The following is a 24,963-nucleotide window of genomic DNA, read 5'->3' as shown; positions in this document are numbered from 1 at the left end:
ACGGCCTATCCGCTGGTCACCATCGACTGAATCCCTGTAGACGAAAACCCATGATGCAAGAACACGACCACGGCCTTGCGGCCCGCCTTTATCGGAAGATTCGGCTGATCCGCCGGATGGAGGAGGTGGTGGCCGAAATCTATCCCAGCGACAAGATCAAGAGCCCGGTGCATCTCTCGATCGGGCAGGAGGCGATTTCCGTCGCCTTCTGCGATCCCTTGCGGCGGCAGGACGTGGTCTCGATGACCTATCGCGGCCATGCGGCCTTCCTCGCCAAGGGCGGCTCGCCAAAGGGCATGATGGCGGAACTCTATGGCAAGCGCGACGGGGTTGCCCATGGCATCGCGGGCTCGATGCATCTGGTCGACATGGAAAACGGCATCCTTGGTGCCTCCGCCGTGGTCGGAACATCTATCCCGGTCGCGGTCGGTTATGCGATGGCGATCAAGATGCGCCGCGAGGACCGTGTCGTCGTCTGTTTCCTGGGGGATGGCGCAACGGAAGAGGGCGTTTTCCCGGAAAGCCTGAATTTCGCGGCCCTGCATCGACTGCCGATCCTGTTCGTCTGCGAGAATAACGGGTTGGCGATTCATTCACCGCTCGCTAATCGTTGGGCCCAGCCGGACCTGTGCCGGCGTGTCGAAGGCTATGGCGTGCCGGCGCACCGGTTCGAGGACATGGATACACTGGTGCTGCGCACCTGGGCGGATGAGCGGATCGGCGCGATCAGATCGGGCCAAGCAGAAGGGCCTTACTTCGTGGAATGCCCGACCTATCGCTGGCTTCAGCATGTTGGCCCAACCGACGATCATGATCAGGGCTACCGGGACGATGCCGTCGCCGCGGATTGGCGGGCGCGGGACGAAGTGGAGCGCCTTGGCGGCGCTTTGCCCGCAGAAATACGGGCTGAGATAGATGCCGAGGTAGAGAAAATTGTCGCCGACGCGGTTGCTTTCGCCGAAGCCAGTCCTTTCCCGGCGCCGGGTGAATTGAAAGTTGGCGCCTATGCCTGAAGAAAAAACGATTGCCTATAAGGAAGCCGTTCGCCTCGGCATCGCGCGGGCGATGCGGCAGGACGATGACGTCTTCCTGTTCGGCCTGGATGTGGACGATCATCTAGGCATCCAGGGAACGACTTTGGGGCTTGCGGAGGAATTCGGCGCGCAACGCTGTTTCGGCACGCCGCTGTCGGAAGATGCCATGACCGGTGTCGCCATCGGCGCGGCCATGGCGGGGATGCGTCCGATCCACACCCATATCCGGATGGATTTCCTGCTGCTCTGTATGAACCAGTTGGTGAACATCGCGGCCAAGGCGCATTACATGTTCGGCGGCCAGGTGGCGGTGCCGATGGTGGCGCGCGGGATCATCGGCAAATCCTGGGGGCAGGGCGCGCAGCACAGCCAAGGCCTGCACAGCCTGTTCATGCATGTCCCCGGCCTGCGCGTCGTCGCGCCGGCGACGCCGCATGATGCCATGGCCTGCATGCTGACCGCCGTTGCCGAGAACAATCCGGTAATCTTCGTCGAACATCGGTTGCTCTACAATCGCCAGGGCCCGGTGGATGTCGAGGCCGCGCCGTCGGTCCTGGGCAAGGGCCGGATATGTCGGGAAGGGAAGGATGTCACCATCGTCGGCATTTCCAACATGCTGCATGATGCCCTGAAGGCAGGTGCCCTGTTGCAACAGGCAGGCATATCGGCCGAGGTGATCGACCCGATCTGGCTGGCGCCCTTGGATGTCGATCTGATCGTACGCTCGGCGGAAAAGACCGGCCGCCTGATCGTCGCGGATACGGCCTGGACCGCGTGCGGGGCCTCGGCGGAAATCGTCGCGGCGGTCGCGGAACGGGTGCCCGGCGTCAAGGTGGCGCGGATAGGCTTCGCGCCGACGCCGTGCCCCACCACGCCGTCGCTGGAAAAGGAATTTTATCCGGACGCGGTGACGGTCTGCGAGACGGCCATGCGCCTCGTCGCGCCCGGTGCGCTTGCGCCGCCATTCACAGCCCTGGCCGAAAGAATGCAGCAGGACCCGGTCTTCAAAGGGCCGTTCTGAAAAATGCTGAATCTAGTCTGTGCTGTGTTGTCGGCGGCAGGGGGGCGGTGGAGATTTTTTCCAAGCCGCTCAAGCGATTTCACGCACAGCTCCTGAATCATCATTTAACGCTTTAAGGAAAGCGCCAAGAACCATATTACCCCACCGCACGTTCCCATGTGCTTGGTCGTTGTTGTTTTGATTTTCGAAGCATGAGTGTATAGCGCCGTTCTTGTCATAGAGTTCGTTGTCGATATTGAGAACCTTGTGACCCAATGCTCTCATTTGTTCCTCAACGAGAGCGTGATATTTCCGAGACACAGCGTGAAAGCGCGATTTTGGTGAATAACGTATTGGGGACAGTATGATGTAGACACTGTGTCCGTATTTCTCGAAGTCGCTGTACATGCTCAATGATCCAGTCCAGTGATCAAGTACGCAGCGATTGAACAGTGCTTCGCTCGCGAAGGCGCTCGTTCGGGCGGATTGCTCCCACTCCACGAAGTGTTTTGCAAATCTCCAGGAGTTGCTGCCGATCGTTGACAGGATCGGGCCATCGTAAGCCAGAACGTCCGAATGACCGGAGTTTAAAAAACTCCCAAATTGTTCTTCTGGAAAAATGAGGCGGCCGTCGGACAAAGTGTAGAACTGGCTTTCCATATAGCGGCCGGACATCAACATGCCGCCTTTGAATGGAAGGTTGCTAGCCTTAGCCGCTTCAGCAATCGCCGTTGCGTGCGAGTCGCCAAACAAGAAGAACTCAGAAATTTGTCTGGGCATCAAGCAATGCGTCCTCGCAAATTTGATCTTGTTCATCCAGCGGCACCGTCGTGTCTGCTATTCGAACATCGCCTTTTTCCGTGTTTGATTCCTGCCCTTGTTTCCCGCACAGGTTCAGTCCGGAGAAGAATGTCCGCATGACGTGATCGACGCCATGTCGGGAGACGGTCCTAAGGTTCGGGTTGAACCATGCTGCACGGAACGGGAAGGAAGTGATCAGTTCGTACGAAGGGAAGTAGTCGCAGAAATCGAATTCGTCGGCGAGGTCGCCTGCCACTGCCCGCAATGTTGATTTTGAATAAGACGTCGCGTTTAGCACATGCTGATTTTCTGCTGCCGTTGCCGTTAGAGGTACCGGAGATACCGTAAGTAAAACTCGGATGTCAGGGTTAACCTCTTTCATGAGTGAGAAGCAGTCGGTCATTGCAGCATGAACGTCAGGATACTTCATGTTTTTGAATAGGTGACTAGAACGGTCAAACGTTCCGCCCGCGACGCCCGGACATGTCGTATATACGGCGCCACTCGCTGCGTTTGTCCAACATTCGGTCAAGCCGAGCGTAAAAACAAAAACCGATGTTTCAGCTACCACTCGGCGCAATGCTGAAAGTGTTGCCTGACGCGACAACTTCATTTCCGAGAGTGAAGCAAATCCGTCAGGCTCGATGGTTGGTCTAAACGGGTCGATAATCCGGCCGTCATCAGTCCAAGACTCGGTTGGTTGCTGCATACGCTCAAACGCCCAGTACAACCATTGCCGAAGGCCGGCAGCCGTATAGATATTGCCTGTTCGTGCAGAAAAGACGCCGTATCCGAATTGGCTTTTTGATTCCGACTTGAGAAATGGCGGTTCCGGCTCAGCATCGAGCCAATTAAACTGCCGTTGGCGAAGTTCTCTCCCGATGTGTTGGGCGAAGCACGATCCGAATGTGGCGATGGAGTCAGTGTAAGAAATAGCGAACTTCGGCGTCCAAATAGACTGTATATCGAACAAACCCTTTTCCGATACAGCGGGCCGCCAGAAAGCTTTTTCCGGCAATTGTTTGTACGGGTTAGTGCTTGGCATCTAAGTACCTTGGTTCAGTTATCGTCCGCCGGTTCTTGTCATTGCAGACGACTTGCAAGTATAGCCAATGGTCATGAGCGGTTGATGCCCTTGAGACGCATTTGGACAAATCGAGAATACTACTACATATTCGTATTAATTCTTAATTTTAACATGAGCGAAAATCAGCGCCAAGCATCGATCAATGCTTTGTCCCTCAATTGGGGAGCCGCGTCGACTAAAGCGCATGTTTTTCCGTAATTTCCGCGTGCGTTTTCTCGATATCCCAGGAAATGCGACGGGCGTCCGCTATCCGTTCCGGCGCGAGATAGTCCTGGTTCATGAAGCCAGGCAGAAGCAGTACTTCCTTCTTCCGCTCCTCGGCAATGTCGAGCGCCATGTCGAACCATACGTGAGCACTTTTCGCGGAATAGGGCCCGCACAGGAAAATCACGAATTTCGCCGGTAGGATCTGCGCGAGAAGCATCGACGCCAGCTTCTCCTTGCCGGCTTCCGAATGAACACGGATTGCGGGATCGTACCAAGGCACGCTGTAATTGACCCAAGGGCTGTTGGGAACCTGCTCCATCATGCGGACCAGACGGTTCCAATCATCGTGGAACCGCCAAGCATGCGTGATGAAGACTGGGATCCTTGTCGTGCGGCTATTGACCATGATCGAATAGTTCTTCTGTTCCGAAGCTCATGCCTTGCGTGGAATAGTCTATTCCGATTCAAAGGCAAGGTCCTTCTCAAAGGCTTTGGCGTCGTTGAATCTGTGATGCTCGCCATCGCGGCAGAAGAAATAGCCGGACGGTCCACCTGCCGCTTGCGCGAGAAGAAGCAGCGTCATCGGGAGTACTTTTTCCGGCGGGTGGGGGCTACTTCTGTTCATCTCCGTCCGGGCTTCCCACGGATTCAGGGCATTGATCTGGATGTCGGCGTCCGGGAACTGCAGCCGCGCCTCTTCGGCCATAGACATTGTCAAATTGTTCAAGGCGGATTTACTGACGTTGTAAGGGCCGACAGAGCCCTTGGACGCCCAGCCGGCTCCAGACGTCAAGTTCACAATACGGATCGGGCTTCGGCGGTGAAACCGCTTAATGAATTCCTTGCTCAGAAACCATGGTGCGGTCACGTTGGTCCGTATCAGCCTATCCCATTCTTCAATACCGAAGGAAAAAAGGGGCAACACGGACGGGTCTTCCCGCCGGCAAGGCAACGCGGCGCTGTTCACGAGCAGAGCCGGTTTTTCCGCGTCCCTTTCCAGCCGATCCAACACGGGTAACACAGCGTTGGTATCGCACAAGTCGACCGCGCAAACCCGAGGTTCGATAGCTGCACCGGCGAGTTCGTTACATTTCTGGGCGGTGTCTTCCAGTTTGTGACGGCGTCTGCCGATCAGTGTCACTTGTACACCCGCACCGGCAAGGGCTACGGCAATAACCTGCCCGTAACCCGTTCCGGCACCGGTGACGATCGCCGACAATCCGGACAGACGCTGCCATTTCCGTAGGGACAGGCCGAAACGGTGCCTCTGCATGTTCCCTAAGGCGAGGACTTCATCGGGGAGAGACGTTCTCAATGCCGGACCTGAGCCTGCCCGTACACCATTTCGGTCTGACGCTTTTCGAGTATCTGCTCGGTCACGGCGTCGTGGGAGACGTCCCGCAATACACCAGGCCAAGTCATGACGTCGACCTGGGCCAGATCAACGTCGCCATATTGTTTCGGAAGTGCGTAGACAAAACCTTCATATCCGATGACCCGATAACTGTCGATTTCCTCGAGCAATTTCGGGCTTTCGAAGAAATTCCCGAAGGCGGGTCCGAATGCCTCTTGCGCGTTCTTTGCAATCTGTTCGGCGGGGAACGCCGCCTTGGGGATGGTTGGGCCAGGCGATTGCTTCGCCGATTCCCTCGCAAACTGAATTGCGTCGTTAAAATGCGTGAAGGCTTGGATTCCATACTTCTCAAGGTCGTCGACCATATGCGCCTCCATACGGTGGACCGACAATGGAACGGCGTAGAACGCATTCTCAGATGCGATAATTTTGTGATTATCCGTTCGAGCAACAAGGCGGCCAAGCCATTTTGCCACCTTGTATTCAACGACGCCGCAGGATCGCAAAGTTTCAACATCGGTCAGCGCATCGGTATCCGCCAAGGACACTGCGTAGATATAGCCGTCGTATTCGAAGACGACGGCATCGTCAGGAATGCATGACGCCCTTAGTTCAGGTTTTCCTTTGCCGTCTTCGTGGACGGTTTTCCGAAAGGTGCTGCGTGAGTCCGCCCAGGTCAGGCTTTCATCAATTGTGTCTTTGACGGCCTGCTGTGACAGGTCGGCAATCATCCCCGGCTTTAGGTCTCCGTATACCAGGAACTCCAGGTCTTCTACGTTGTCGGGCACGGCAAAAAATTTGCCTGGAAGCTCAACGATATTGAACCCCTTATAGTTCTCAATGACGGTGGGAGAGGGGAAAACGTCGTTGTCCTGTTCCGTAGGCAGGTCTTTCACTGCGACTCGATTGCCATCCTTGTTTTTCACGACGTCGTCAATCACGCGCTGTGCCCAGTCGCCGATGGTGAAGTTGTTTTCATGCAACCGCAGAATAATCTTTTCGAACCACCTCTTGCGGACAGCGCCGTCAATGTAAGGTTCCTCGGAATACCAGAGATGCGCCGGTATCGCGCGGAAGTAATGCTTGTACAGGTCTTCCTTGGGGGCCCTGAATTTGATGTTGTGCTCTTCCGGTTCCAGCCAATAGACGCTGCCGTTGGAGAGGATCAATGGATTGATGTTCGCAAGCCGGCCGATGTATTGCTTGTTTTGAAGAATAAAGTCGATCCCCTCGTCGATGTCTTCCTCGGTCTCACCCGGGACGCCGATCACCCAATTGATTTCAGATGCAATTCCGGCTTCATGACAGTCCCGTAGGACGTTGGAGATCGTCTCTTTCGTGTAACCCTTCTTCTGAAGCCGCAATGCGTTCGCGGAGAAAGCGTCGATCCCAAACCGCAGAGCCGAAAATCCGGCCGCTTTGAGCTTGTCGAAATAGGCTCTGGTGCATTTCTTGTGAATACGAAGCTGACCGGTCAGCAGGACCTTCAAGTCGCGGCGAATTATTTCGTCGCAGATTTCGAGCAGCATCTCGGGGTGGCCGTTCAGGTCGCTCTCGTTGAACATGAACAGGTGGCATCCCTTAGACGCCAGCCACTCCAGTTCATCGACAAAGTTCTTTGGTGATCGAATGCGCCAGTAAAAGCGTTCCGCGCAGAAGGTGCAGCGCGCCCATCGGCAGCCTCTGCTCGCAATGACTGGCGTAAGCCGGTAGCCGTTGAAATTGACATAGATGTCGGTGCCGATCCACTCGTATTTGGGAAAGTCGAGTTCATCGAGATTGTGCTGCATCGGGGCAGGGATGAATGGCAGTTTGGGATCGTCGTGCCTGGATACGACGCCCGGCATGTTGGCCGCGCGTCCTTCTGTCAACAATGTCTCCACCAATGGGCCGATAGAGAGATCCGCCTCGCCGACACACATGTAGTCGGCCTCGGGGAACGCCTTCAGCCCGATATCCGGATTGTAGCAGCTGTAACCGCCCAACAGGATGATCGTTTCCGGGGCCCGCGCCCGGACAATGTTGATCAGTCGTCTGGAAAACTTCTCATTACAGGCCTGAATCGACATCGCCAGAATCTTTGGCTGTGCGGCGACGATCTTGTCCGCGACCTCGGTGATCAATGGCCCGAAATAGTCGATGACCTCGGACATGCTCCAGATGTCATAGTGCATCGCCTGCCACGGATCCTCAGGCATTTCGAGGCCGGAGGGGAGGGTTACCGTATCGCAGAGATTGTGAATTCTGTGAATGTGGTAATTGTGGTAGGTGATGATATCCAGATCGAGCGTTTGGAAATCTATCGACGTCTTCTTCAAGGCGTTGTGCACATAGGCTAGGCCGTTGGGCATCAGCGAGAGATTTCTCGCGGGGCAATCAAGCAACAGCAGGTCCAGCCCGGACTCGACGGTGATCTCCGGCACGTCAATCGGATAGATGCTTAATGACGAATTGCCCCAACTGAAATCGGGGACATGCTGCGGGCAGATTTTGGCGAGGCAGGTAAAGTCCATGAAGGGTGGCGGGGTGTCGAATGCTTTCGTGATACCGAATTGCATGCTGAAGGCGTCACGTGCATCGATCTCCGCGATGAAGATGGTCAAACCTTTGCCTGAAGTGGCCTTGGCCAGAGCCGCAAGATCTTTGTCGGTAACGAAGGTAGCATCCAGTGACGCGAGTTCGCGCGAGCCCTGCTGCAGGCCGCGAAAGAACTTCGTTCGGGTATAGACGACCAGATTCTCCTGTGAGGCCAGATGGTCGGCCAAATGGGCGCAGATCCGGGCGAAGTCGTCAGAGTTACGGTCGATCAGGTTGAACAGACGATAGGGCGAGAAGAACACCCTCTTTCCCTCGGCTTCGAACTCTCTTCCGCCATCGCTGAGTTTCAGGATGTTTTTCGCCATCGTTTTCAACACTACCATTCTTTTACATGGACTTCCGAGCCGATATTCTCGATCTCAACGCGCCCATAGTATCCGATTTGCAAACCGGAGCCATACTGTGAATACCGACCGACGCGCCTGTCCTGGGACCATTTCCGTTACGCAATTCGCGTGCCGGGTGGAAGAATGCGGTGCAGGCTATATGCCATTGAATGATTTCGCCGCCGTGGAGCGGTTGCCACCGGTGCCGGAGGGATATTCCTGATATGCCCCTGGACGCAGTAAGAGCCGACCGTCTGAAGGCGAACCTGTCCTCATTGGCGGGGCATGTTGACGCGGAACTGCTTGCGGCGATGGGAGATCTCGCCACGACAGGGAAATTGCCGCCCCCGGACGGTATGCCGGCCGACCGTGTCGCGCGCCAGGCACTCGCACAGGCCGTCCTGCAGCACTACCGGGCCAATCCCGCTGCGATCACGTTCAATGACCTGGGGCCCGTCAAAGGCGGAACCCATCTTTCCCACCGGATGGTGCGTGAGATATTCGATCATGCGGTCGACGGCGCAGCGATCGACGAGCAAATCGTACCCGAGCATGGCCCGCTGATTTGTTTCGGCATAGGCGCGCATATCGCCGCCTTTCTGGGCGAGTATCGAACACGCGACCTTTTTGTTCTGGACCCTAATATCGGTGCGTTCTGCCAGGACCTGATCGAGACGGACTGGACATCGATCGTTGCGGAAATCGACCGGCGGGGCGGGTCCATCCGCTTTATCTGGAGCGAGGATCCGATCCTGCTGGCCATGGCGGCCATTGAAATCGTTCGGGCCGACAGCTTTCCCCTGATTGACGGTGCCAGACTGGTGATGGGCTATAGCAACCAAGCGGTTGGAGCGGTTTCCGAAGCCTTCATTCAAAGACGAGACAGTCTGATATCCTACAATGGCTATTTGGAGGATGAGGCCGCCCTGTACCGCTACGCTTTCTGGAACATGGCGGGGCATCAGCACTACCTTTTGGATCGCGACATCGCTTTTCATACCGATATGCCGGCCGTTATCGTCGGAAGCGGGTTTTCGCTGAACCAGCACTTTGATACCTTGCGGGCTGTGGCGGATAAGGTCTGCATCGTCAGTTGCGGAACAGCGCTGCTGCCGCTCCTGGAGCACGGGATAAGGCCCGATATCCATTGTGAACTCGAAAGTGTGGAGTTCATCAGGGATATTCTGGCCTATACGGCCAGCCTGCATGACCTCAGTGGAATTGTCCTAGCCGCGTCGAACACGGTGGCGGCCGGGGTTGCGGACCACTTCGACCGAAAAATTTTCATCTTCCGTGAGGGCACAGCGGCGGCTCGTATCCTCAGCCCGACGGCCGCGCCGCTGCCCTTGATCGCACCTGCCTGCACGAATACCGGCATTCGGGTCGCTTATGCGCTCGGGTTTCGGGAACTCTACTTGATGGGGCTGGATCTGGGCAGCCGGACGCAGGAGAGCCATCACGCCGACGGCTCGGTCTACGGTCATATTGAGGCCTATAATGAATTTGTCGGCGAGAACGGGCGAAAAATTCCCCCGCGCGGATCCGCTACCGGAGCGTATAACCGGGAAGTGGAAGCGAATTTCGGCGGTACCGTCCTGACGAACCCGCATATGCTGCATATGCGGACCGTGTTCGAAATGTTTGCCCGCGCCATGCCTGATACCCGGCTTTTCAATTTTAGCGACGGGGCGGCGATTTCCGGTTTTACGCCGAGCCCCGTAGAGCGGCTGGCGGCCATTCCGGTTCCGTCTCAGTCGCCGGCCAGCGTGCTCGATCAGGCCCTTGCTTCGATCCCGTTCGTCGAGCCGAAGCAGAATATCGACAGGGACCGGATCCTGGCGTTCAAGGCCGCGCTGGAGCATTGGATGGACGAGGCGAGGGCCCGTCTTCGTCGGGGATTCGACAGGACGGGTGACGGGCGTGCGGATATCCAGTCGTTGATCGTTCTGTTCGAGCCGTTGCTGATGACCAGCGACTTCGAAGCCAACGCCAAGGATATTCCCGACACATGTCGATATGTGCACACCGGGACGCTGCTGAAGCCGCTCCATTTTGCCCGCTATGCCGCATCGCGCATGTCGGCGGGGGACGCGGCCAGGGTCGTCGACGCGACAATCGAGGTGCTTGATCGCGTCTTCGACGACTTCCGTGAATGGCACCTCTATTCCACAGTGCAGCGCAGTTTGGACTGGTTGGAGGCCGATCCCGCAACCGTCCGCGCCAAAGCCAGACTGGGATGGCCCAAGGAATAGGGCGCGGAAATGACAGACCGGACGGGCCGCCCCATGCACTATCCAGAAAAAATGCCCGCCATTAACACAGAGCAGGACATTGATCTTGGATAATGAACTTCCCTTGAAACCAGTCGTCGTGGGACCGGGCCGCGGCGGTTTCACGATGTGCATCCACGTTCTGCACCAACTGGTCCGGATGAGGCCGGACAAGCGGGACCTGCGGCAATTGGTGCTGGATGAAACCGTTCGGGCGACGGGCACCTCCGTGACGGAAGCGATCGGGGCGGCCTGTGACGAGCGGGGCGTTGGAGGCCGTCTGTTGATGAACCGGAATTTCGACCGGCTGACAGGCGGTCCGAAATGGCTTGGCGATACCGATGATACGTTATGTGTCCGCAAATATGTCGGCGTCGCAGGGTTGGGGGATTTCACCCTGGCTTTGAGTTATCCGGTCGAGGTGGCGGATGAAGACAATATCATTCATTCCCATATCCAGTTCAAACGCTGGCCGCGTCATCCGATTTATTCCGAATACGTGAAATTCGCGACGGTGCGAAACCCCATCGGCATCGTCAATTCCGCCTGCTTCTCTCTCAATGCACTGACCAGCGAGTATCTGCAGCGCTTCCTGCAGGACCGGGAATACGACGACACGCTGCGCCAGGAACTTGCTGAGTATAAACTGACGAACCGTGACTTCTTCGGCGGGCTGCTGGCCTTTCAGGACGAGCAGTGGCGCGAGTTTTCCGAGGCCGCGTCTGAGTTCGACCATGTGATGCGCTGGGAGGATATTATCGAGCATCCGGTTCGGACGATCCTTGAAATCGCCGCCGTCTGCGACGTCGATCTGGGCGAGGAGGGCGCGATACGGATCTGGGAACATATGCGGCACCGCAACCTGACCGGCTTTCACAAGCACAATTATCGGGTCGGGGAAGGCAAAGTCGGCGGCTGGAAGAAGTGGCTGACCAACGAGCATGTCGAGATGTACGCAGCGACCGGCCTGCCGTCCATCGCCAAGGAATACGGCTATGAAACCGAATATCTCGACGAGGCCGATTACTCACCGTTTCAGCGGCGGGTCTCAGCGGCCCTGCAACGGGGCGAGGTCCTGGATACCGTTACGGACCGGGACCTATTCGGTTTTGCTTTCAACAAGAGCAACATTGTCGGCGACGGGTTCGCTTTTCATTCCTACGATCCATTGCCGCATGTCCACCTGGAGCGCAGTGATTTCCGGGATCGCGAACTGGAGATCGACATCATGCATCGGGTCGAGCAATTGGCGGCCGGACTGAACGCCCTTTTCAGAGCCGTCCTGGCCGGTGACTATGGCTCGGGTGACGCCGCCAAAGCCTCCCTGCGGGCCGTTCGTGCGGAGTTCGAAGACGGTTTCACGCCCGAAACCAACGCGCGCCTGACGGCGGCCTTCGACAAAGCCGCGCAAATCATCGATAGCTATCGGCACAGAATCTGACGCTTCCGATCCGCCGCGGTTATGAACCGGATGAACAGCAAGGCCTATGATCGCAAATGACCCGTTCGCTGACACTTATTCCACCGGACCTGTCGTCGCTTGATGCGGCGCTGGAAGAGATGCGCGGCCGGGCCGGTGACCGGCATCTGGCGATTACGGATCACCTCAATCTTCCCGCGGTCGGGGAGGCGGTCCGGAAGCACGGGCCTCAATCACAGGCGAAACAGGACGGGAACAGTCCTGACATCGTGGTGATCTGGGAGGCGGACGGCGAAAGGCTGGGCCGCCACCTGATGGAGTTTCTTGACCGCGACAATCTTCACATCATTGCCCCTGAGACGGAACGGGCGGGACTCGGAAAAGCCATCTTCCCGATTTCACCGCCGAAGGCCGGCACGCATCTGTTGCTGAAATTGCTTGAGAGTCTGGGCTACAGACCGGGCTATTCGGCGGTCGACCATCCCCAGCCGGGCCGGTGGTATTACCTGGAATACCTGAATGCCCATACCCGGGCCTCCGACTTCTTCGTCGATACCGTCCGGCGTTCCGTTCACGGCAACAGGCTGCATCCTTTCGGGAAAATGCCGTCGTTGTTCCTGTATCGAAATCCGTTGGATGTCGTCGTGTCCGAAAGCAGTTATTACCATCAGGAAGGAAAGACGATTTTCTCAGGCTACCTGGCCGATCTTTCGACGGAGGAAAGGCTGCTGCGCCTGATCGACGATCCCTGGCTTATGGGATCCATTCGCGATCGTATGGGCGCCTATGCCGCTTGGCTGGATTTTCCATCCGTCATCTCCGTTTCCTATGAGGAGCTTGTCGGCGCACAAGGCGGGGGCGACGACAAGGAACAGTCGGATGCGATCTGGTCGATCCTGCTGAAGCTGCAATTGTCCGGGGATGTCGATGCTATTAGCGGCAGCATATTCGACAAGAACAGCCCCACCTTCGCGAAGGGACGGATCGGGGCCTATCGCGATGCTTTCATGCCGGCCGCCTGGGATGCGTTCAACGCCCTGAACCAGGACTTCATGCGGCAATACGGGTATGCGACGGATGGATTGTTCTCGGATCGGCGTCATGAACGTCGTCGACGGCCGCTGCGGCTCGACGCCGATCTGGAATTCGATACCCAGGTCGTGGTCGATGCCGATTACATGGGCTATTTCATCGGGCGGCAATCCGGCCTCTATATGGCGGTTCCCATCGGCCAGTCCTTCAGCAGATCACCTGAGAGGATCGACGGGAGTAGCCTTGAGGAAGTGAAGTTCCGGATCGGCCTTGCCGTGACCGGCGGTTCGGGGGCGTAGGGACGTGCATTTCAAGATCGTCTATGGAAATCACTACAATTTCGGACTGTCCCCGTCGCATACCCTGCTGATGCTGAAGCACGGGCTGGAAGACTTGGGGCATCGCGCGGATATCGAAAAGGACTTTCAGCCCGGCTTTCCGAATATTCTGGTGGAGAACTTTACGGACGACTACGTCGCGGAGGTCGAACAGGCCTGGACGCCGGGCACTCGATTGATCGTCATTGGAACCGAAATCGTCACCGGCGGCACTTTCAATGATTTTTCCGCGAAACCGGAAACAGGCGAACGTGATCGGCGTTTGGATCACTATCGCAATCAGGACTACCTCAAGCCCAGGTTCCAGAGTTTTCTGAAACTGAGCCCCCGGATGGACGCGGTCTGGCATCTGGCCCATCAGCAGGTCGATGCGTTCAAGGAACTGCTGCCGAGTGTTTCCGTAGGCTATGTTGCCCACGGGTATACATCGGCGATCGCTTCCGTAGTTCACCGGCAGGAGAGCGAGAAGGACATCGATGTTTTCTTCTCCGGGGCCCGGACCAGGTACCGCGACAGCGTGCTGGAAAAACTCTCCGCCGCGGGGTTCAAACTGGGTGTCACCCACCAGATGACCGCCCCGTTTCATCGCGACGATCTGGTGGCGCGGTCCAAGCTGGCGATCAATATTCGCCAGGACGAGACTTGGCCCTACGAGTCCAATTCCAGGCTCTACTATCACATCGTCAACGACTCGATCGTCCTGACAGAGGCCTGCCCGGCCGCATCGGACCTGCACGACTACGCGCCGGAGATTGCGGAACCGGTCGCCGATTTCGTGGCGGATCAACTGGCGATGGGGCATTTCACGGATCGCGCCGTCGCGGTTCGGGAGCGCCTGGCACGCGAACGTCCGATGGCCGGCGTTCTGGCGCCGTTGCTGCGGGAAATCGGGATCGACTGAGTTTTACGATCGCGTGGCCAAGGCTACCAGTACAGGCTCCACGATCAGGGCATTAGCCGTCTCGGCATCAGTCAGCAGCAAATTATCATTGCGCAGCCTGTCGAGCACATCCGCCTCGGTCGCATCCGCTGACAGTTCTAGTTTCCAGGCCGTATAGGCGGCGGCGCCGGCCGGCAGGCGAGCGGGGGAGAGCAATGGCCGACTGTCCCGCATCCGCTGAATGAAACGAAGGTAGACCTCATGAAGTCTGCCGTTCGAGAGGTGAGGGTCGATATCCGGCTTGGCCGTCAACAAAGCCATCACCCGCGGCAGGTGCCAGGGATAGTGTCCGATCCGGTCGTGCCAATCGTCCAGCAGATCCGTTGTCGGGACGTCACCTTTCCGCAAGGCGCAAAGCAGGCGCAGGGTCACGGATGCATGGTTCGACGGGTCCAGGCCGGAAACCTGCTCCCCCCGTTCCAACGCCGTGAGGTGATCGCCATCGGCCCAGGCCCGCTCCGCCCCGACCATGCCGAGGGCGGCGATCAGCAGCCGTCCCTCCGTCCGGGGAAGATGACCTGTTCGCGCCCCGACCGCGTCCTCGTAGAGCCGTCCGAGGGGCAGGCCCAGCCGGTTCAGAAAGACGGCCAGCCAGAAATCCGGTACCGCCAGTCCATCCAAATCCTGATCCGCATAGGATGCTCGGTTCGACCAGATCGCCGCGCAGGCTGCTTCGAAACTGGACCTTTGCCGGTTTACCCAGGTTTCGGCGACACGCAGGAAGGCGCCGGGCAAATCTTTCTTCAATCCCGGCAGGGGCGCCGGGTCACCGCCCACTGGTGTGAAGGCGCCGTCTTCGGTCAACCAATCCGTCGGTGGGGCGCCTCCCATCCGCGCCTGCAAGGCCAAAGCCGAATAGGCTGCTGCCTGGCTGGTCACGGCATCGGGCAATGCCGGGGCTGGAAGACCGCGCACCGTGAACCAGTCTAACGGCGGTTCGACGACACGAGGACAGGGCGCAAGCAGGCCGCCTTGCCGGACCAGCAGCGCCTGGAAGGCCGCATATTTCAGCCAGCGTTCCTCGGCTTCCGGTGATCCGGGGGACAAGGCGGCCAGTCTCTGTTCGATCACGACGCGCTCAGGCCTCAGCCGATCCGCATAGTCGGGATAGCGGGCCAAATGCTGGGCGACGTCCTCGGCGATATGGTCCGGTCGATAGGTGAAGATGCCCCAATCCGCGCCGGGGAAGAAATCCAGCACGCCTGAATCCGCTTCGCACAGAACCATGGCGCCGCATTCCAGCGCCTGCATGGCCCGCGTGCTGAAACTGCCTGGCGCGCGAACCGACACCAGGGCGAAGCGGGCATTCCGAAGCGCGGCGGCATAGTCGGAAAGCGGCCGGGTACTGTCGAAAAGGTCGATCCGATACGGCTCGGCAATTTGGCTGACGGCAAAGAAACGGGCTGGCTTTTCGTGATAAATCGGCGTGCCATAGGACCCGGAAAAGAACAGATCCGTGCCGCGCTCAGCTTTCGGTCCGCTAATGAAACCAGCCAGCGACGGGTGAAAGGCTGACAGCCCACCGAAAAACGGCGCGCTCACCGAGGTCACACCGGTAATGGCCCGCAGCAAAGCGGCTTGACCGGACGTTCCGGCGACTGCGCGGTCGTATCGGCGAACCGGATGCAGCCCGGTCAGGACATGTACGTCCGGATCCGTCAGGTGAAAAAGATACGGGGTCTGGCAGTCCTGCGGCCGGGGCGGCGGCGGGGCGGCAAAATCGAAGCCGAACAGGAAGGCCGCCTTCGACACGGCATCCGACAAAGCCTCCTCGTCGCATTCGTCCAGGTCGATATCGCAGTCCTGACCGCCCGACCCGATAGTTGTGACAGAAAAACCGCGGGCCCGCTTGTAGGAAGCCAGCAGCGGTGCGCGGGCGGATTGAAACAGGCAGGGGATGGGCCCGTTTGAAAGCAGGTCGAGAAATTCCGAAGCCAATAGGTCGCCGCCGCGGGTGCGCAGGATGGCCCGGGCTTCCTCGTCGCTGCCGTTCAACCAATGGCCGAAGGCGATCACCGCGGCTACTTCCGGCGGCGTATTCGCATCGGCCGTGTCTATTCCGGAAACCATCGGCAGCCCATCCAACTGGTTGCCGATCATGATCAGGGCCAAGCCCTTCAAAAGCGGGTCGGCGGCATGACGCGCGGCGAATTGATAATCGCCACGGTCGTAGGCGTCCTGCGCCTTGTCTGTCATCCAGTTGCGTTCCCAATGAAGGCGGGGGCGCCGGCCAGGGCCTCGGGCGTGCCGATATCGAGCAGCGGCGCGCTGATGGGAAATTCCGAGACCAATCCATCCGCAACCCAGCGGGGAATCATGTCGCGTTCCAGGGATAGCTCGGCCTGTTCCGGCCAATCCTGTTCGAATAAAACCCGGTCGAATAGATAGACACCGGCATTGATCCGGCCCGGGCCGGAACCGGCCTTCTCCCCGAAACGCGTGACTCGGCCGTCTTTGCTCTCGACGATGCCGAAGCGGCCCGCATCCTCCACCTTGGTCGTCAGCACGGTCGCGCCGGGGTCGCGATGGGTCTCGACATGATCCTCGAACATCGCCGTAGCGTCGAAATCAATGAGGCTGTCGCCGTTGATGACGAAGAACCGCCGGCCGCGAACGGGGCTCATCGCGTTCAGGATGGCGCCGCCGGTGCCGAGCGGCCGGTCCTCGATGGAGGCGGTAACGCGAAGGTCGGCGATATCGGCGCGGACCAGATAGTCGATCACCTGCTCGGCCATGACACCCAGGCAGAAATGGACCTGGGTAAATCCCTGACGCAGCAGCCGGCCGAGCAGGACGTCCAGGAAAGGGTCCCCGCCCACCGGGGCCAGGATCTTGGGGCAGTCGGGCAGGATGCCGCCAAGGCGTGTTGCCTTGCCGCCGGCCAGGACCAAGACGGGGGGAAGCGCCGTCATGAGGCGTGTTTGCCTGGTCGTGAGAAGGATTGTTCAGACATTCGAGTACCGTTTCGCGGAAATCATCCGGTATCCCATGATCAGTTCCGCGATCCCTTTTTCCAGGCTGAAGGCTGGTGCATAGCCAGTCGCCTCGATCTTGGCATTGGAAACGAGGTAGTCGCGCTTGTCAGGATCTTCGCCGACCGGCGCCTCCAGAATTTGCAGTGCCGGGACCTGCTCCTTGATCCTTTCGCACAATTCCAGCTTGGTCAGATTCGCATCGGAAAGGCCTACATTAAAGACATTGTCGCGCAGCGCGTCGAACTTCTCTATTCCGTGCAGGAAGGCGCGCGCGACGTCACGGACATGGATGTAGTTGCGCCGGAAATGCGCCTCGAACAGGACGATCGAGCGGTCCGTCACGGCACGATGGACGAAATCGTTCACCAGAAGATCCAGGCGCATCCGTGGCGCCATGCCGAATACGGTGGCCAAACGGAAGGAGATCGCGTTGCCGCGCGAAAGCACGGCAGCCTCCGCCTCCACCTTTGTGCGCCCGTAGAGCGAAATCGGATTGAGGGGGCTTTCCTCCGTGCAATAGCCGTCCTTCGCGCCGATGCCATAGCCCGAATTCGTGATCGGCATCAGGATGCGTTGATCCTTGCTCAGCAGGGTCAGCATGGTCTCGATCGCGGTCCTGTTCACCGCGGCCGCGGCTTCCGGTTCCCGGTCGCAGAGCGGCGCGCCGACCAGGGCGGCCAAGGGAATGATGGTGTCATGTGCGGCGTAGAGCGGTTTCATGGCCGCCGTATCGCGCACATCCGCGCGCAACATATCGAAGTGCGTATTGGCGCAAAGATGGGCGAGGGACGGGATACCATGCGCGAAGCTGTCGACCGCTGTCACCGAATGGCCGGCATCCAGCAGGTGTTCGCAGAGAATGGAACCGAGATACCCGGCCGCACCCGTCACGAGGATCTTCTGTCCGTCCGCCATCAGCATCTTGCCTTTGTCTGTTCGACTCTATCCCGCCGCCCGGTCCAGAACTTCGCGCAGGCGATGGATCTGGTCGGTCAGGTCCAATGGATGATTGCCTACAAAGAATCCCCGGTCATGGGCAATATTCGCGTTTGGTAAATCGTCATGGCAACTGTGATCGAAATGCCGGATCACCGCATGCCGGGGATAACAGCCGCCAGTGATGATGCGGAAACCGATCCGGTTTTCCGTCAGCGCGTCGAAGATCCGCTTTCGATCCAGATCCATCGACGGGTTCAGGATCACTGTGAAGCTGAAGGCGGAAGACCGTCCCTCCTTTTCCCGTTGGATGATGAAGCGTTCGTCGCCTTCGAAAAGCGATTTGAACAGATCCCAGTTCCTGCGGCGTTGGGCCGTCATCTCCGGTAGTTTGTCCAACTGCACCAGACCGACCGCGCCGCTGAACTCAAGGGGCCGGACGTTGTAGCCGGGCAGGATGAAGCGATAGGCCTCGAATAGGTCGTCATCGCCACGCGTCACCAATTCATTGTCGTCGGGAAGGTCGCGGGTCCAGCCATGCGCCCTCAGCGCCCGGCAGAGATGGGCCAATTCCCGATCGTTTGTCATGATCATCCCGCCTTCCATGGTCGAGATGTGGTGCGAGAAGAAGAAACTCGCCGTCGAAATGTCGCCGAAGGTGCCGGTCTTCCGGCCGGCGATTTCCGCGTCGAGGCTTTCGCAATTGTCTTCCATGAAGATCAATCCGCGTGCATCCGCCAAGTCCCGCATTTGGCCGAGTGCCGCGGGATTGCCCAGGATGCTGACCGCCATGATCATTTTCGTCTTGGGCGTGATCGCGTCTACCAGCTTGGCCATGTCGACGTTCAGGGTGTCCAGTTCCACATCCACGAAACGCGTTTTCAGCCCGTATTGCTGCAGCGGCGTATAGGTCGTGGTCCAGGAAATGGCGGGAACGATCACTTCGTCGCCCGGGGCAAGGGCAGGGCCCTGCTTGCGGAAGGACAGCGCCGCGGTGGAGACGAGGTTCGCCGAGGACCCCGAATTTGTCATGATCGCGTGGTCCATGCCGAAATGGGCCGCGAAAGCCTGTTCGAACGCCTTCACCTTTTCGCCCATGGTGAACATGCCGCTGTCGATCACTGCCTGCATGGCGTCGATTTCCCGCTGGTCCCAACTGGTCGCGGCCAGGGCAAAAGGTTCGGTCATGGTATGGAACTCCGGCTAGGCAAGAAAAAGTAACGATACTTGCATGTCATCCGCCTGTTCGGCGGGAAGGTTTCTGCGCGACACCGGCATTGATTTCGGCGAGTGCCGGCTCTTCCTCCATGAGGCGGACGGCGTCCCGCCAGGAGAAGTCGAGTCTGCCATCGGGGAGACGGTCCAGCAATTCGGCGATCAGGTCCAGGTCGCTTTGTTCGTCGACGCACAGGCGGTATTGCGCCGCCGGCGTGTCGGTCTCCAATTGCCGCCAGCCGAACCGGTCCGGATGGCGATAGAGGAGGGGCGTCACATGTTCCCGTTCATAGGGGTCCTCTGCCTCCTCGAAAGCTACGGCCAGGGCCGCGAAACGCATGACCTCCACATCCACCCCACGTGGAAAATGGGAGAGACTGAGATTCATGTATTGGATCTCCGGCGGGGCGTCCTTCAGCGCGCGAACCGCGTAATCCACCAGGGCGGGGTCGATCAACGGGCAATCCGCGGTTACACGCACGACGATATCGGGATCATGCCGCGCCGCGCATTCGAAGAATCGGGTCAGCACATCCTCGACCGGTCCGCGGTGGCATGACACGCCGAGCGACGCCGCGAATAGCTCGATTGCATCATCTTCCATCAGATGGGTGGTGGCGACGGCGACGGCGTCAACTTCCGCCGCCAATTGCAGGCGGCGCAGATGATAGAACAACATCGGTTGGCCGTGGATCGGCAGCAGCACCTTGCCGGGCAGCCGGCTGGAGCCCAAACGCGCTTGGGAAATACAGACGGTCTTCATCGATGCGCCGGGTCGCTCCTGGGTCAATCCTGTTGAAAACAAACGCGTGTTTCGATGCAATTCCTGAACCAAGCGTTAGCCCAACGACCGGAAAAAGCCAATCCAGGGGCGCGATAATCGGTCGGTTGGCTGGACGGTGACGGGCGAAGCGGACAAAGTCGGGGAACCGGCATGGCTTTCGCAAGCGGAATTGCCGAGGTGATTTTTGTCATTTGCATGAGTATTCGATGGCTGGACTGGACCTGTTGCTGATCAACCCGCCCGGGAAGATGGAAATCTATCAGAACCTGGGCAAAGGCCTCGCCGCGGTGGAACCTCCCGTTTGGGCAGGGTTGTTGGCCGAGCATGCGCGGCTGAAGGGATATTCCGTCTCTCTGCTGGATGCGGAGGCGGAAGGTCTGACACATGAGCAAACGGCAGCGCGCGCCGCGGATCTGGACGCGGCCCTGACCCTGTTCGTCGTCTATGGCCAGCAACCGAGTGCGTCGACCCAGTGCATGCCGGGTGCCCGTAAATCGGCGACGGCTTTGCGCGCGCTCACCGACCGTCCGGTCGCGATGATGGGCACGCATTGCGCCGCGCTGCCGGAACGGACGCTGCGGGAGGAACCGGTTGATTTCGTTTTCACGGGCGAGGGGCCGGCGACGCTGGACGCCTTGCTTGCTTGCTTCGTTCACGGCCAGGGGGCGCTGGGGTCGGTGCCGGGCCTTTGTCGGTGGGACGGCGACCGTGTGGTCGCGAGCGCGCCGTCGCCCAACGCGGCGGACCTGGATGCCGATCTGCCGCGTCAGGCGCTCGATCTGCTCGACATGACCAAATACCGGGCCCACAACTGGCATGCCTTCAATGATCTGGCGCATCGGGACAATTACGCCTCCCTGCAGACCAGTCTGGGCTGCAGTTTCAAATGCTCCTTCTGTTGCATCAACGCGCCTTTCGGCGGGCCTGGCATGCGCTATTGGTCGGTCGATACGGTGATGGCCCAGATCGACGAAATGGTGACCCGATACGGCGTCCGTCACATCAAGATTCCGGACGAGATGTTCGTGCTCAACCGCCGCCATGTCTCCGACTTGTGCGATGCGCTGATCGATCGCGATTACGGGCTCAATTTCTGGGCCTATGCCCGGATCGACACGCTGCATCCCGAACTGCTCGGCAAATTGAAGAAGGCGGGCTTCAACTGGCTTTGTCTCGGCATCGAATCCGGCAGCAAACATGTCCGCGACGGCGTCACGAAGGGCCGGTTCGGCAATGTGGATATCGCCGAGGCCGTGTCCAGGACGCGGGATCAGGGCATTTCCGTCCTCGGCAACTACATCTTCGGCCTGCCCGACGATACCATGGACAGTATGCGGGAAACGCTGGACCTTGCGCTCGACCTCAATACCGAATGGGCGAATTTCTACTGCGCCATGGCCTATCCGGGATCCGCCCTGCACGCGCAGGCCAAGGCCGCCGGCCTGCCGCTGCCGGACGATCCCGGCGGACCGGGCTGGATCGGCTATTCCCAGCACGCCTATGAATGCATGCCGCTGCCGACCGAAGCCCTGTCGGCCGAACAGGTGCTCTCCTTCCGCGATCAGGCCTTCATCGACTATTTTGACCGCCCGGACTACCAGCGCATGGTCGGCGATATGTTCGGCAGCGAGGCGGCGGAGAATGTGCGCGACATGCTGAAAATGACCCTGCCGCGCCGACACCATACGGAACCGGGATGGATGACCCGGCTCGTGAAAGAACCCGTGTAGTTCCTTAGACGGCGACGGAATGGCGCGCGTTACGGGTGGCCAGATAGGTGTCGAAAACGGCTGCAACGGTTCGGACCAGGGGCTTGCCTGCTTCCGTCAGGCGCAGCACATGCCCGTCCAGCGTGACCATGCCATCGCGCTCCATTTCCGCAAGATCGGCGAATTCCGCATCGAAACTGCCGGGAGCGGCATTGTAGCGGCGCAGTGTCGCGTCGAGATCGATGCCGCCACGGCACATCAGTTCCTCGATCACATGGCCGCGCATGATGTCTTCGCCCTGGAAGGCATGGCCCTTGGCGATCGGCAGGATTCCCGCATCGACGGAGCGGGCCCAGGCACCCGTCTCGGCGATATTCTGAACATAGCCGGAGGGCGTGCGTCCGATTGACGTGGCGCCGACCCCCAATAGGGTTTGCGCGGTATCGGTCGTGTAGCCTTGAAAATTCCGTTTCAGCGTTCCGTTCCGCGCGGCAATGGCCAGGGCATCATCGGGCAGGGCGAAATGGTCGAGGCCGATCGCCTGGTATCCCGCCGCTTGGATCAGATCCGTCGCCGCCTTCGCCTGGTCGATGCGCTCTTGGGCGCCGGGCAGGGCGGCTTCATCGATCAGGCGCTGTTTCTTGGCCATCCAGGGAACATGGGCATAGCCGAACAGCGCCAATCGGTCCGGCTTCAGAACCGCGCAGGCCGCGATCGTGGCACGCAACGTATCCACCGTCTGATGCGGCAGCCCGTAGATCAGGTCAAAATTGATGCCGGTGATACCTGCTTGCCTCAGGCCGTTGACGGCATCGGCGACCATTTCCGCCGGTTGGATACGGTTGATCGCCTTCTGGACCTTGGAATCGAATTCCTGGATGCCGAAGCTGGCCCGGGTGAAGCCCAAGGCTCCGATCCGGCGGGTCATCTCCCCGGTCAGCGTGCGCGGGTCGGATTCAATAGCCAGCTCCGCGCCGTCATTGACCGTGAAATGAGTGCGCACCGCGTCCATCACCCGTTCCAGGTCGTCGGGCTCCAGCGCGGTCGGGGTGCCGCCGCCGAAATGCAAATGTGACAGACCGACCCGGCCGGGCAGGTGGTCCGCCACCAGTTGCAATTCCCGGATCAGCGTCTCGACATAATCCGCAACCGGTTCGTAGCGGGAGGCGAGTTTCATGTTGCAGCCGCAATACCAGCACAGCTTCCGGCAGAACGGCACATGCAGATAAAGTGAAACCGGCTCGGCCGGGTTCAGCGATTCCAGCCATCCGGCATAACCGCGTGCACCGATCCCCGCGTCAAAATGCGGGGCAGTCGGATAACTTGTATAGCGCGGCACCGCCATGGACGCGTATTTCTGAAAAACAGGTGGCATACAACCGTCTCCATACCCAGGTAAGACTTTGATTTATTGTTGTAATGCTCTCACCTGCAATCGGTCCTGTCGTTGATCAGGATCAAGCCGGAAGGGGGCATGGACCGTGCCTGTTCTGATGGCCTAGGCTGGGCTTGGACAGGCAACCAGGTTGGAAAGGATCAGGGATGAAACGCGTAAAGGACATGGTCGCCGACGCGAACGAGAAGATCCGCTGCATATCGGCATCGGAAGCGAAGGAAATGCTCGGCCGCGAGGATATCCAGTTCGTCGATCTGCGAGATGTGCGGGAACTGCAGCGCGACGGCATGATCCCCGGCGCCTTCCATTGCCCTCGCGGCATGTTGGAATTTTGGGTCGATCCGGAAAGCCCTTATGCGAAGCCTCAGTTTCAGGCGGACAAGACCTTCGTCCTCTACTGTGCCAGCGGCTGGCGGTCGGCGCTCTCTACCCTGGTCGTGCAGGAGATGGGTCTACCGAAGGTCGCCCATATCACCGAAGGATTCAAAGGCTGGGTCGCAGCGGATGGCGAGGTTGCGACGAAGGAATAACCGCGTCAGGTGAAGTAACGTTCCACCAGATAGACGGTGAACGGCAGGGTCAGGAAGGAAAGTCCTGTCTGGATGGTCACGATTGCAGCCATGAGCGGCGCGTCGCCGCCCATCTGACGGGCCAGCGTGTAGGCGGAGGATGCGGTCGGGGCGGCGCCGAACAGCAGGGCGACGGTCGTCTCCAAAGTCGACAGGCCGAGCGCTATCGACAGCACCACGATCATGACCGGAAAGACCACCATCTTACCGATGACCGAGAACAGGACGGGAAGGGTGGATGTCTGCATCGCCCGCAACCGGATATTCGCGCCGACGCACATCAACACGATGGGCAGCGCCGCCGCGCCCAGAATGCCCAGTGTTTCGTGCAGGACCGGAATGGGGCCGATACCGCCGATATTCACAAGCAGGCCGAGCAGGACCGACAAAATCAGGGGATTGCGCCCGAGGTCGCGCAGGATCGGCTTCAGATACCCCGTTTCCCCCGATTTCCGGTGCAGGGTGACCATGGCCGAGACCATGGTGATATTGGTGACCGGGATCAGGATGGAGGTGGCGAGCGCGGCGACCGCGAGGCCCTCGGTGCCATAGACCCGCTCGGCGATGGCGAGCGCGACGAAGGTATTATGTCTGGCGGAACCCTGCAGGACGGAACTGGTCACCGGGTTGGGCAGGCCGGCCAGTTTTGAGAGGCCCGTTCCGACAATGGCTGCTGCCGCGAAGGCTCCGACCAGGACGGAAGCATAGGATCCGATGAAATGCAGCGACAGTTCGATGGTCGAGGTCTTGTAGAACAGCAGGGCCGGCATCAGGACCCAATAGACCAGCTTGTCGTTCATGTTCCAGAAATCGACATTGGGGATGCCGCCGCGGCGCAGGGCATGCCCCAGCACGATCATCAGGAAGATCGGCGCGATGGAGAGGATGAAATGCGTCATGCTGCTGCCGACCCGACGTGGTTCTGCCGCACCTCTCGCCCTCCGCTTGGGTTAGTTTCAGGGCATTGCCCGG

General features: G+C 59.2%; 20 protein-coding genes. 8 read left to right on the top strand and 12 right to left on the bottom strand.

Translation table 11 applies throughout. The features are described from left to right. Positions 1-50 precede the first annotated feature (50 nt). A complete protein-coding gene (locus ACQK2G_RS11205) occupies positions 51-1,013 on the top strand; it encodes a thiamine pyrophosphate-dependent dehydrogenase E1 component subunit alpha (RefSeq protein ID WP_425405114.1) in 963 nt (320 codons plus the stop codon). Continuing rightward, the gene (locus ACQK2G_RS11200) at positions 1,006-2,055 is read left to right on the top strand and encodes an alpha-ketoacid dehydrogenase subunit beta (protein ID WP_425405113.1); all 1,050 of its coding nucleotides are present in this window, start codon (positions 1,006-1,008) and stop codon (positions 2,053-2,055) included. The genes ACQK2G_RS11205 and ACQK2G_RS11200 overlap by 8 nt, the downstream gene beginning before the upstream one ends. 69 nt (positions 2,056-2,124) lie before the next feature. Here ACQK2G_RS11200 and ACQK2G_RS11195 read toward each other — a convergent pair whose 3' ends face one another. The 5 genes from ACQK2G_RS11195 to ACQK2G_RS11175 form a co-directional block, all read right to left on the bottom strand. Further along, entirely contained in the window at positions 2,125-2,814 is a 690-nt protein-coding gene (locus ACQK2G_RS11195) for a hypothetical protein (protein WP_425405112.1), read from the bottom strand. Continuing rightward, positions 2,795-3,880 carry a GSCFA domain-containing protein gene (locus ACQK2G_RS11190; RefSeq protein WP_425405111.1) on the bottom strand — a complete coding sequence of 362 codons (1,086 nt, stop codon included), beginning with the start codon at positions 3,878-3,880 and terminating at the stop codon, positions 2,795-2,797. Before ACQK2G_RS11190 ends, ACQK2G_RS11195 begins: the two co-directional genes overlap by 20 nt. Positions 3,881-4,097: 217 nt before the next feature. Beyond that, positions 4,098-4,535 carry a hypothetical protein gene (locus tag ACQK2G_RS11185; RefSeq protein WP_425405110.1) on the bottom strand — a complete coding sequence of 146 codons (438 nt, stop codon included), beginning with the start codon at positions 4,533-4,535 and terminating at the stop codon, positions 4,098-4,100. A 48-nt stretch (positions 4,536-4,583) separates the two neighbouring features. Then, positions 4,584-5,348 carry an SDR family NAD(P)-dependent oxidoreductase gene (locus ACQK2G_RS11180; RefSeq protein WP_425405109.1) on the bottom strand — a complete coding sequence of 255 codons (765 nt, stop codon included), beginning with the start codon at positions 5,346-5,348 and terminating at the stop codon, positions 4,584-4,586. A 92-nt stretch (positions 5,349-5,440) separates the two neighbouring features. Then, on the bottom strand, positions 5,441-8,386 hold the full coding sequence (locus ACQK2G_RS11175) for a B12-binding domain-containing radical SAM protein (RefSeq protein WP_425405108.1): 2,946 nt from the start codon (positions 8,384-8,386) through the stop codon (positions 5,441-5,443). Between the two features lie 245 nt (positions 8,387-8,631). Between ACQK2G_RS11175 and ACQK2G_RS11170 the strand changes: the two genes are divergently transcribed. The 4 genes from ACQK2G_RS11170 to ACQK2G_RS11155 all read left to right on the top strand — a co-directional run bounded on the left by ACQK2G_RS11170 (position 8,632) and on the right by ACQK2G_RS11155 (position 14,368). Next, the gene (locus ACQK2G_RS11170) at positions 8,632-10,659 is read left to right on the top strand and encodes a motility associated factor glycosyltransferase family protein (protein ID WP_425405107.1); all 2,028 of its coding nucleotides are present in this window, start codon (positions 8,632-8,634) and stop codon (positions 10,657-10,659) included. Positions 10,660-10,744: 85 nt separating this feature from the next. Beyond that, entirely contained in the window at positions 10,745-12,118 is a 1,374-nt protein-coding gene (locus ACQK2G_RS11165) for a sulfotransferase domain-containing protein (RefSeq protein WP_425405106.1), read from the top strand. Between the two features lie 56 nt (positions 12,119-12,174). Continuing rightward, the gene (locus ACQK2G_RS11160; protein WP_425405105.1) at positions 12,175-13,428 is read left to right on the top strand and encodes a hypothetical protein; all 1,254 of its coding nucleotides are present in this window, start codon (positions 12,175-12,177) and stop codon (positions 13,426-13,428) included. 4 nt (positions 13,429-13,432) lie between these two features. After that, positions 13,433-14,368: a hypothetical protein gene (locus ACQK2G_RS11155; protein WP_425405104.1), complete on the top strand. Its 936-nt coding sequence runs from the start codon at positions 13,433-13,435 to the stop codon at positions 14,366-14,368. 3 nt (positions 14,369-14,371) lie between these two features. Here the strand turns inward: ACQK2G_RS11155 and ACQK2G_RS11150 are convergent, their stop codons facing one another. From ACQK2G_RS11150 to ACQK2G_RS11130, 5 genes are read right to left on the bottom strand one after another with little or no spacing between them, the layout of a single operon-like run. Continuing rightward, positions 14,372-16,603, bottom strand: coding sequence for a glycosyltransferase family protein (locus tag ACQK2G_RS11150; RefSeq protein ID WP_425405103.1), 2,232 nt, complete (start codon positions 16,601-16,603; stop codon positions 14,372-14,374). Next, positions 16,600-17,319 (bottom strand): sugar phosphate nucleotidyltransferase, encoded by a 720-nt coding sequence (locus tag ACQK2G_RS11145; protein WP_425405102.1) that lies wholly within the window; start codon positions 17,317-17,319, stop codon positions 16,600-16,602. The genes ACQK2G_RS11150 and ACQK2G_RS11145 overlap by 4 nt, the downstream gene beginning before the upstream one ends. Positions 17,320-17,352: 33 nt before the next feature. Continuing rightward, positions 17,353-18,297, bottom strand: a complete 945-nt coding sequence (locus tag ACQK2G_RS11140; RefSeq protein WP_425405101.1) for an NAD-dependent epimerase/dehydratase family protein — start codon at positions 18,295-18,297, stop codon at positions 17,353-17,355. A gap of 27 nt (positions 18,298-18,324) precedes the next feature. Then, positions 18,325-19,506: a DegT/DnrJ/EryC1/StrS family aminotransferase gene (locus ACQK2G_RS11135; protein WP_425405100.1), complete on the bottom strand. Its 1,182-nt coding sequence runs from the start codon at positions 19,504-19,506 to the stop codon at positions 18,325-18,327. A 46-nt stretch (positions 19,507-19,552) separates the two neighbouring features. Next, positions 19,553-20,296: a cytidylyltransferase domain-containing protein gene (locus ACQK2G_RS11130; RefSeq protein ID WP_425405099.1), complete on the bottom strand. Its 744-nt coding sequence runs from the start codon at positions 20,294-20,296 to the stop codon at positions 19,553-19,555. A 227-nt stretch (positions 20,297-20,523) separates the two neighbouring features. Here ACQK2G_RS11130 and ACQK2G_RS11125 point away from each other — a divergent pair, with 227 nt between their 5' ends. After that, positions 20,524-22,047, top strand: coding sequence for a B12-binding domain-containing radical SAM protein (locus ACQK2G_RS11125; RefSeq protein ID WP_425405098.1), 1,524 nt, complete (start codon positions 20,524-20,526; stop codon positions 22,045-22,047). 4 nt (positions 22,048-22,051) lie between these two features. Here ACQK2G_RS11125 and hemN read toward each other — a convergent pair whose 3' ends face one another. After that, on the bottom strand, positions 22,052-23,401 hold the full coding sequence (gene hemN / locus ACQK2G_RS11120; protein ID WP_425405097.1) for an oxygen-independent coproporphyrinogen III oxidase: 1,350 nt from the start codon (positions 23,399-23,401) through the stop codon (positions 22,052-22,054). A gap of 167 nt (positions 23,402-23,568) precedes the next feature. On the opposite strand from hemN, the gene ACQK2G_RS11115 reads away from it, so the two are divergent. Next, positions 23,569-23,952 carry a rhodanese-like domain-containing protein gene (locus tag ACQK2G_RS11115; RefSeq protein ID WP_425405096.1) on the top strand — a complete coding sequence of 128 codons (384 nt, stop codon included), beginning with the start codon at positions 23,569-23,571 and terminating at the stop codon, positions 23,950-23,952. A 5-nt stretch (positions 23,953-23,957) separates the two neighbouring features. On the opposite strand, the gene ACQK2G_RS11110 is transcribed toward ACQK2G_RS11115, so the two are convergent. Next, positions 23,958-24,890, bottom strand: a complete 933-nt coding sequence (locus ACQK2G_RS11110; RefSeq protein ID WP_425405095.1) for an AEC family transporter — start codon at positions 24,888-24,890, stop codon at positions 23,958-23,960. Positions 24,891-24,963 lie beyond the last annotated feature (73 nt).

Origin of the sequence: Hwanghaeella sp., from assembly GCF_965227365.1 — a bacterium.
Lineage (GTDB): Bacteria > Pseudomonadota > Alphaproteobacteria > UBA8366 > Aestuariispiraceae > Hwanghaeella.
Note: the sequence above shows the minus strand (reverse complement) of the source record. Positions and strands in the feature narration are given on the sequence as shown.

Bases quoted from the DNA above. Each gene is read 5' to 3' on its own strand.
- ACQK2G_RS11205 (WP_425405114.1), top strand. From the start codon at position 51: ATGATGCAAGAACACGACCACGGCCTTGCGGCCCGCCTTTATCGGAAG.
- ACQK2G_RS11200 (WP_425405113.1), top strand. From the start codon at position 1,006: ATGCCTGAAGAAAAAACGATTGCCTATAAGGAAGCCGTTCGCCTCGGC.
- ACQK2G_RS11195 (WP_425405112.1), bottom strand. From the start codon at position 2,814: ATGCCCAGACAAATTTCTGAGTTCTTCTTGTTTGGCGACTCGCACGCA.
- ACQK2G_RS11190 (WP_425405111.1), bottom strand. From the start codon at position 3,880: ATGCCAAGCACTAACCCGTACAAACAATTGCCGGAAAAAGCTTTCTGG.
- ACQK2G_RS11185 (WP_425405110.1), bottom strand. From the start codon at position 4,535: ATGGTCAATAGCCGCACGACAAGGATCCCAGTCTTCATCACGCATGCT.
- ACQK2G_RS11175 (WP_425405108.1), bottom strand. From the start codon at position 8,386: ATGGCGAAAAACATCCTGAAACTCAGCGATGGCGGAAGAGAGTTCGAA.
- ACQK2G_RS11170 (WP_425405107.1), top strand. From the start codon at position 8,632: ATGCCCCTGGACGCAGTAAGAGCCGACCGTCTGAAGGCGAACCTGTCC.
- ACQK2G_RS11160 (WP_425405105.1), top strand. From the start codon at position 12,175: ATGACCCGTTCGCTGACACTTATTCCACCGGACCTGTCGTCGCTTGAT.
- ACQK2G_RS11150 (WP_425405103.1), bottom strand. From the start codon at position 16,603: ATGACAGACAAGGCGCAGGACGCCTACGACCGTGGCGATTATCAATTC.
- ACQK2G_RS11145 (WP_425405102.1), bottom strand. From the start codon at position 17,319: ATGACGGCGCTTCCCCCCGTCTTGGTCCTGGCCGGCGGCAAGGCAACA.
- ACQK2G_RS11140 (WP_425405101.1), bottom strand. From the start codon at position 18,297: ATGGCGGACGGACAGAAGATCCTCGTGACGGGTGCGGCCGGGTATCTC.
- ACQK2G_RS11135 (WP_425405100.1), bottom strand. From the start codon at position 19,506: ATGACCGAACCTTTTGCCCTGGCCGCGACCAGTTGGGACCAGCGGGAA.
- ACQK2G_RS11130 (WP_425405099.1), bottom strand. From the start codon at position 20,296: ATGAAGACCGTCTGTATTTCCCAAGCGCGTTTGGGCTCCAGCCGGCTG.
- ACQK2G_RS11125 (WP_425405098.1), top strand. From the start codon at position 20,524: ATGGCTGGACTGGACCTGTTGCTGATCAACCCGCCCGGGAAGATGGAA.
- hemN (WP_425405097.1), bottom strand. From the start codon at position 23,401: ATGCCACCTGTTTTTCAGAAATACGCGTCCATGGCGGTGCCGCGCTAT.
- ACQK2G_RS11115 (WP_425405096.1), top strand. From the start codon at position 23,569: ATGAAACGCGTAAAGGACATGGTCGCCGACGCGAACGAGAAGATCCGC.
- ACQK2G_RS11110 (WP_425405095.1), bottom strand. From the start codon at position 24,890: ATGACGCATTTCATCCTCTCCATCGCGCCGATCTTCCTGATGATCGTG.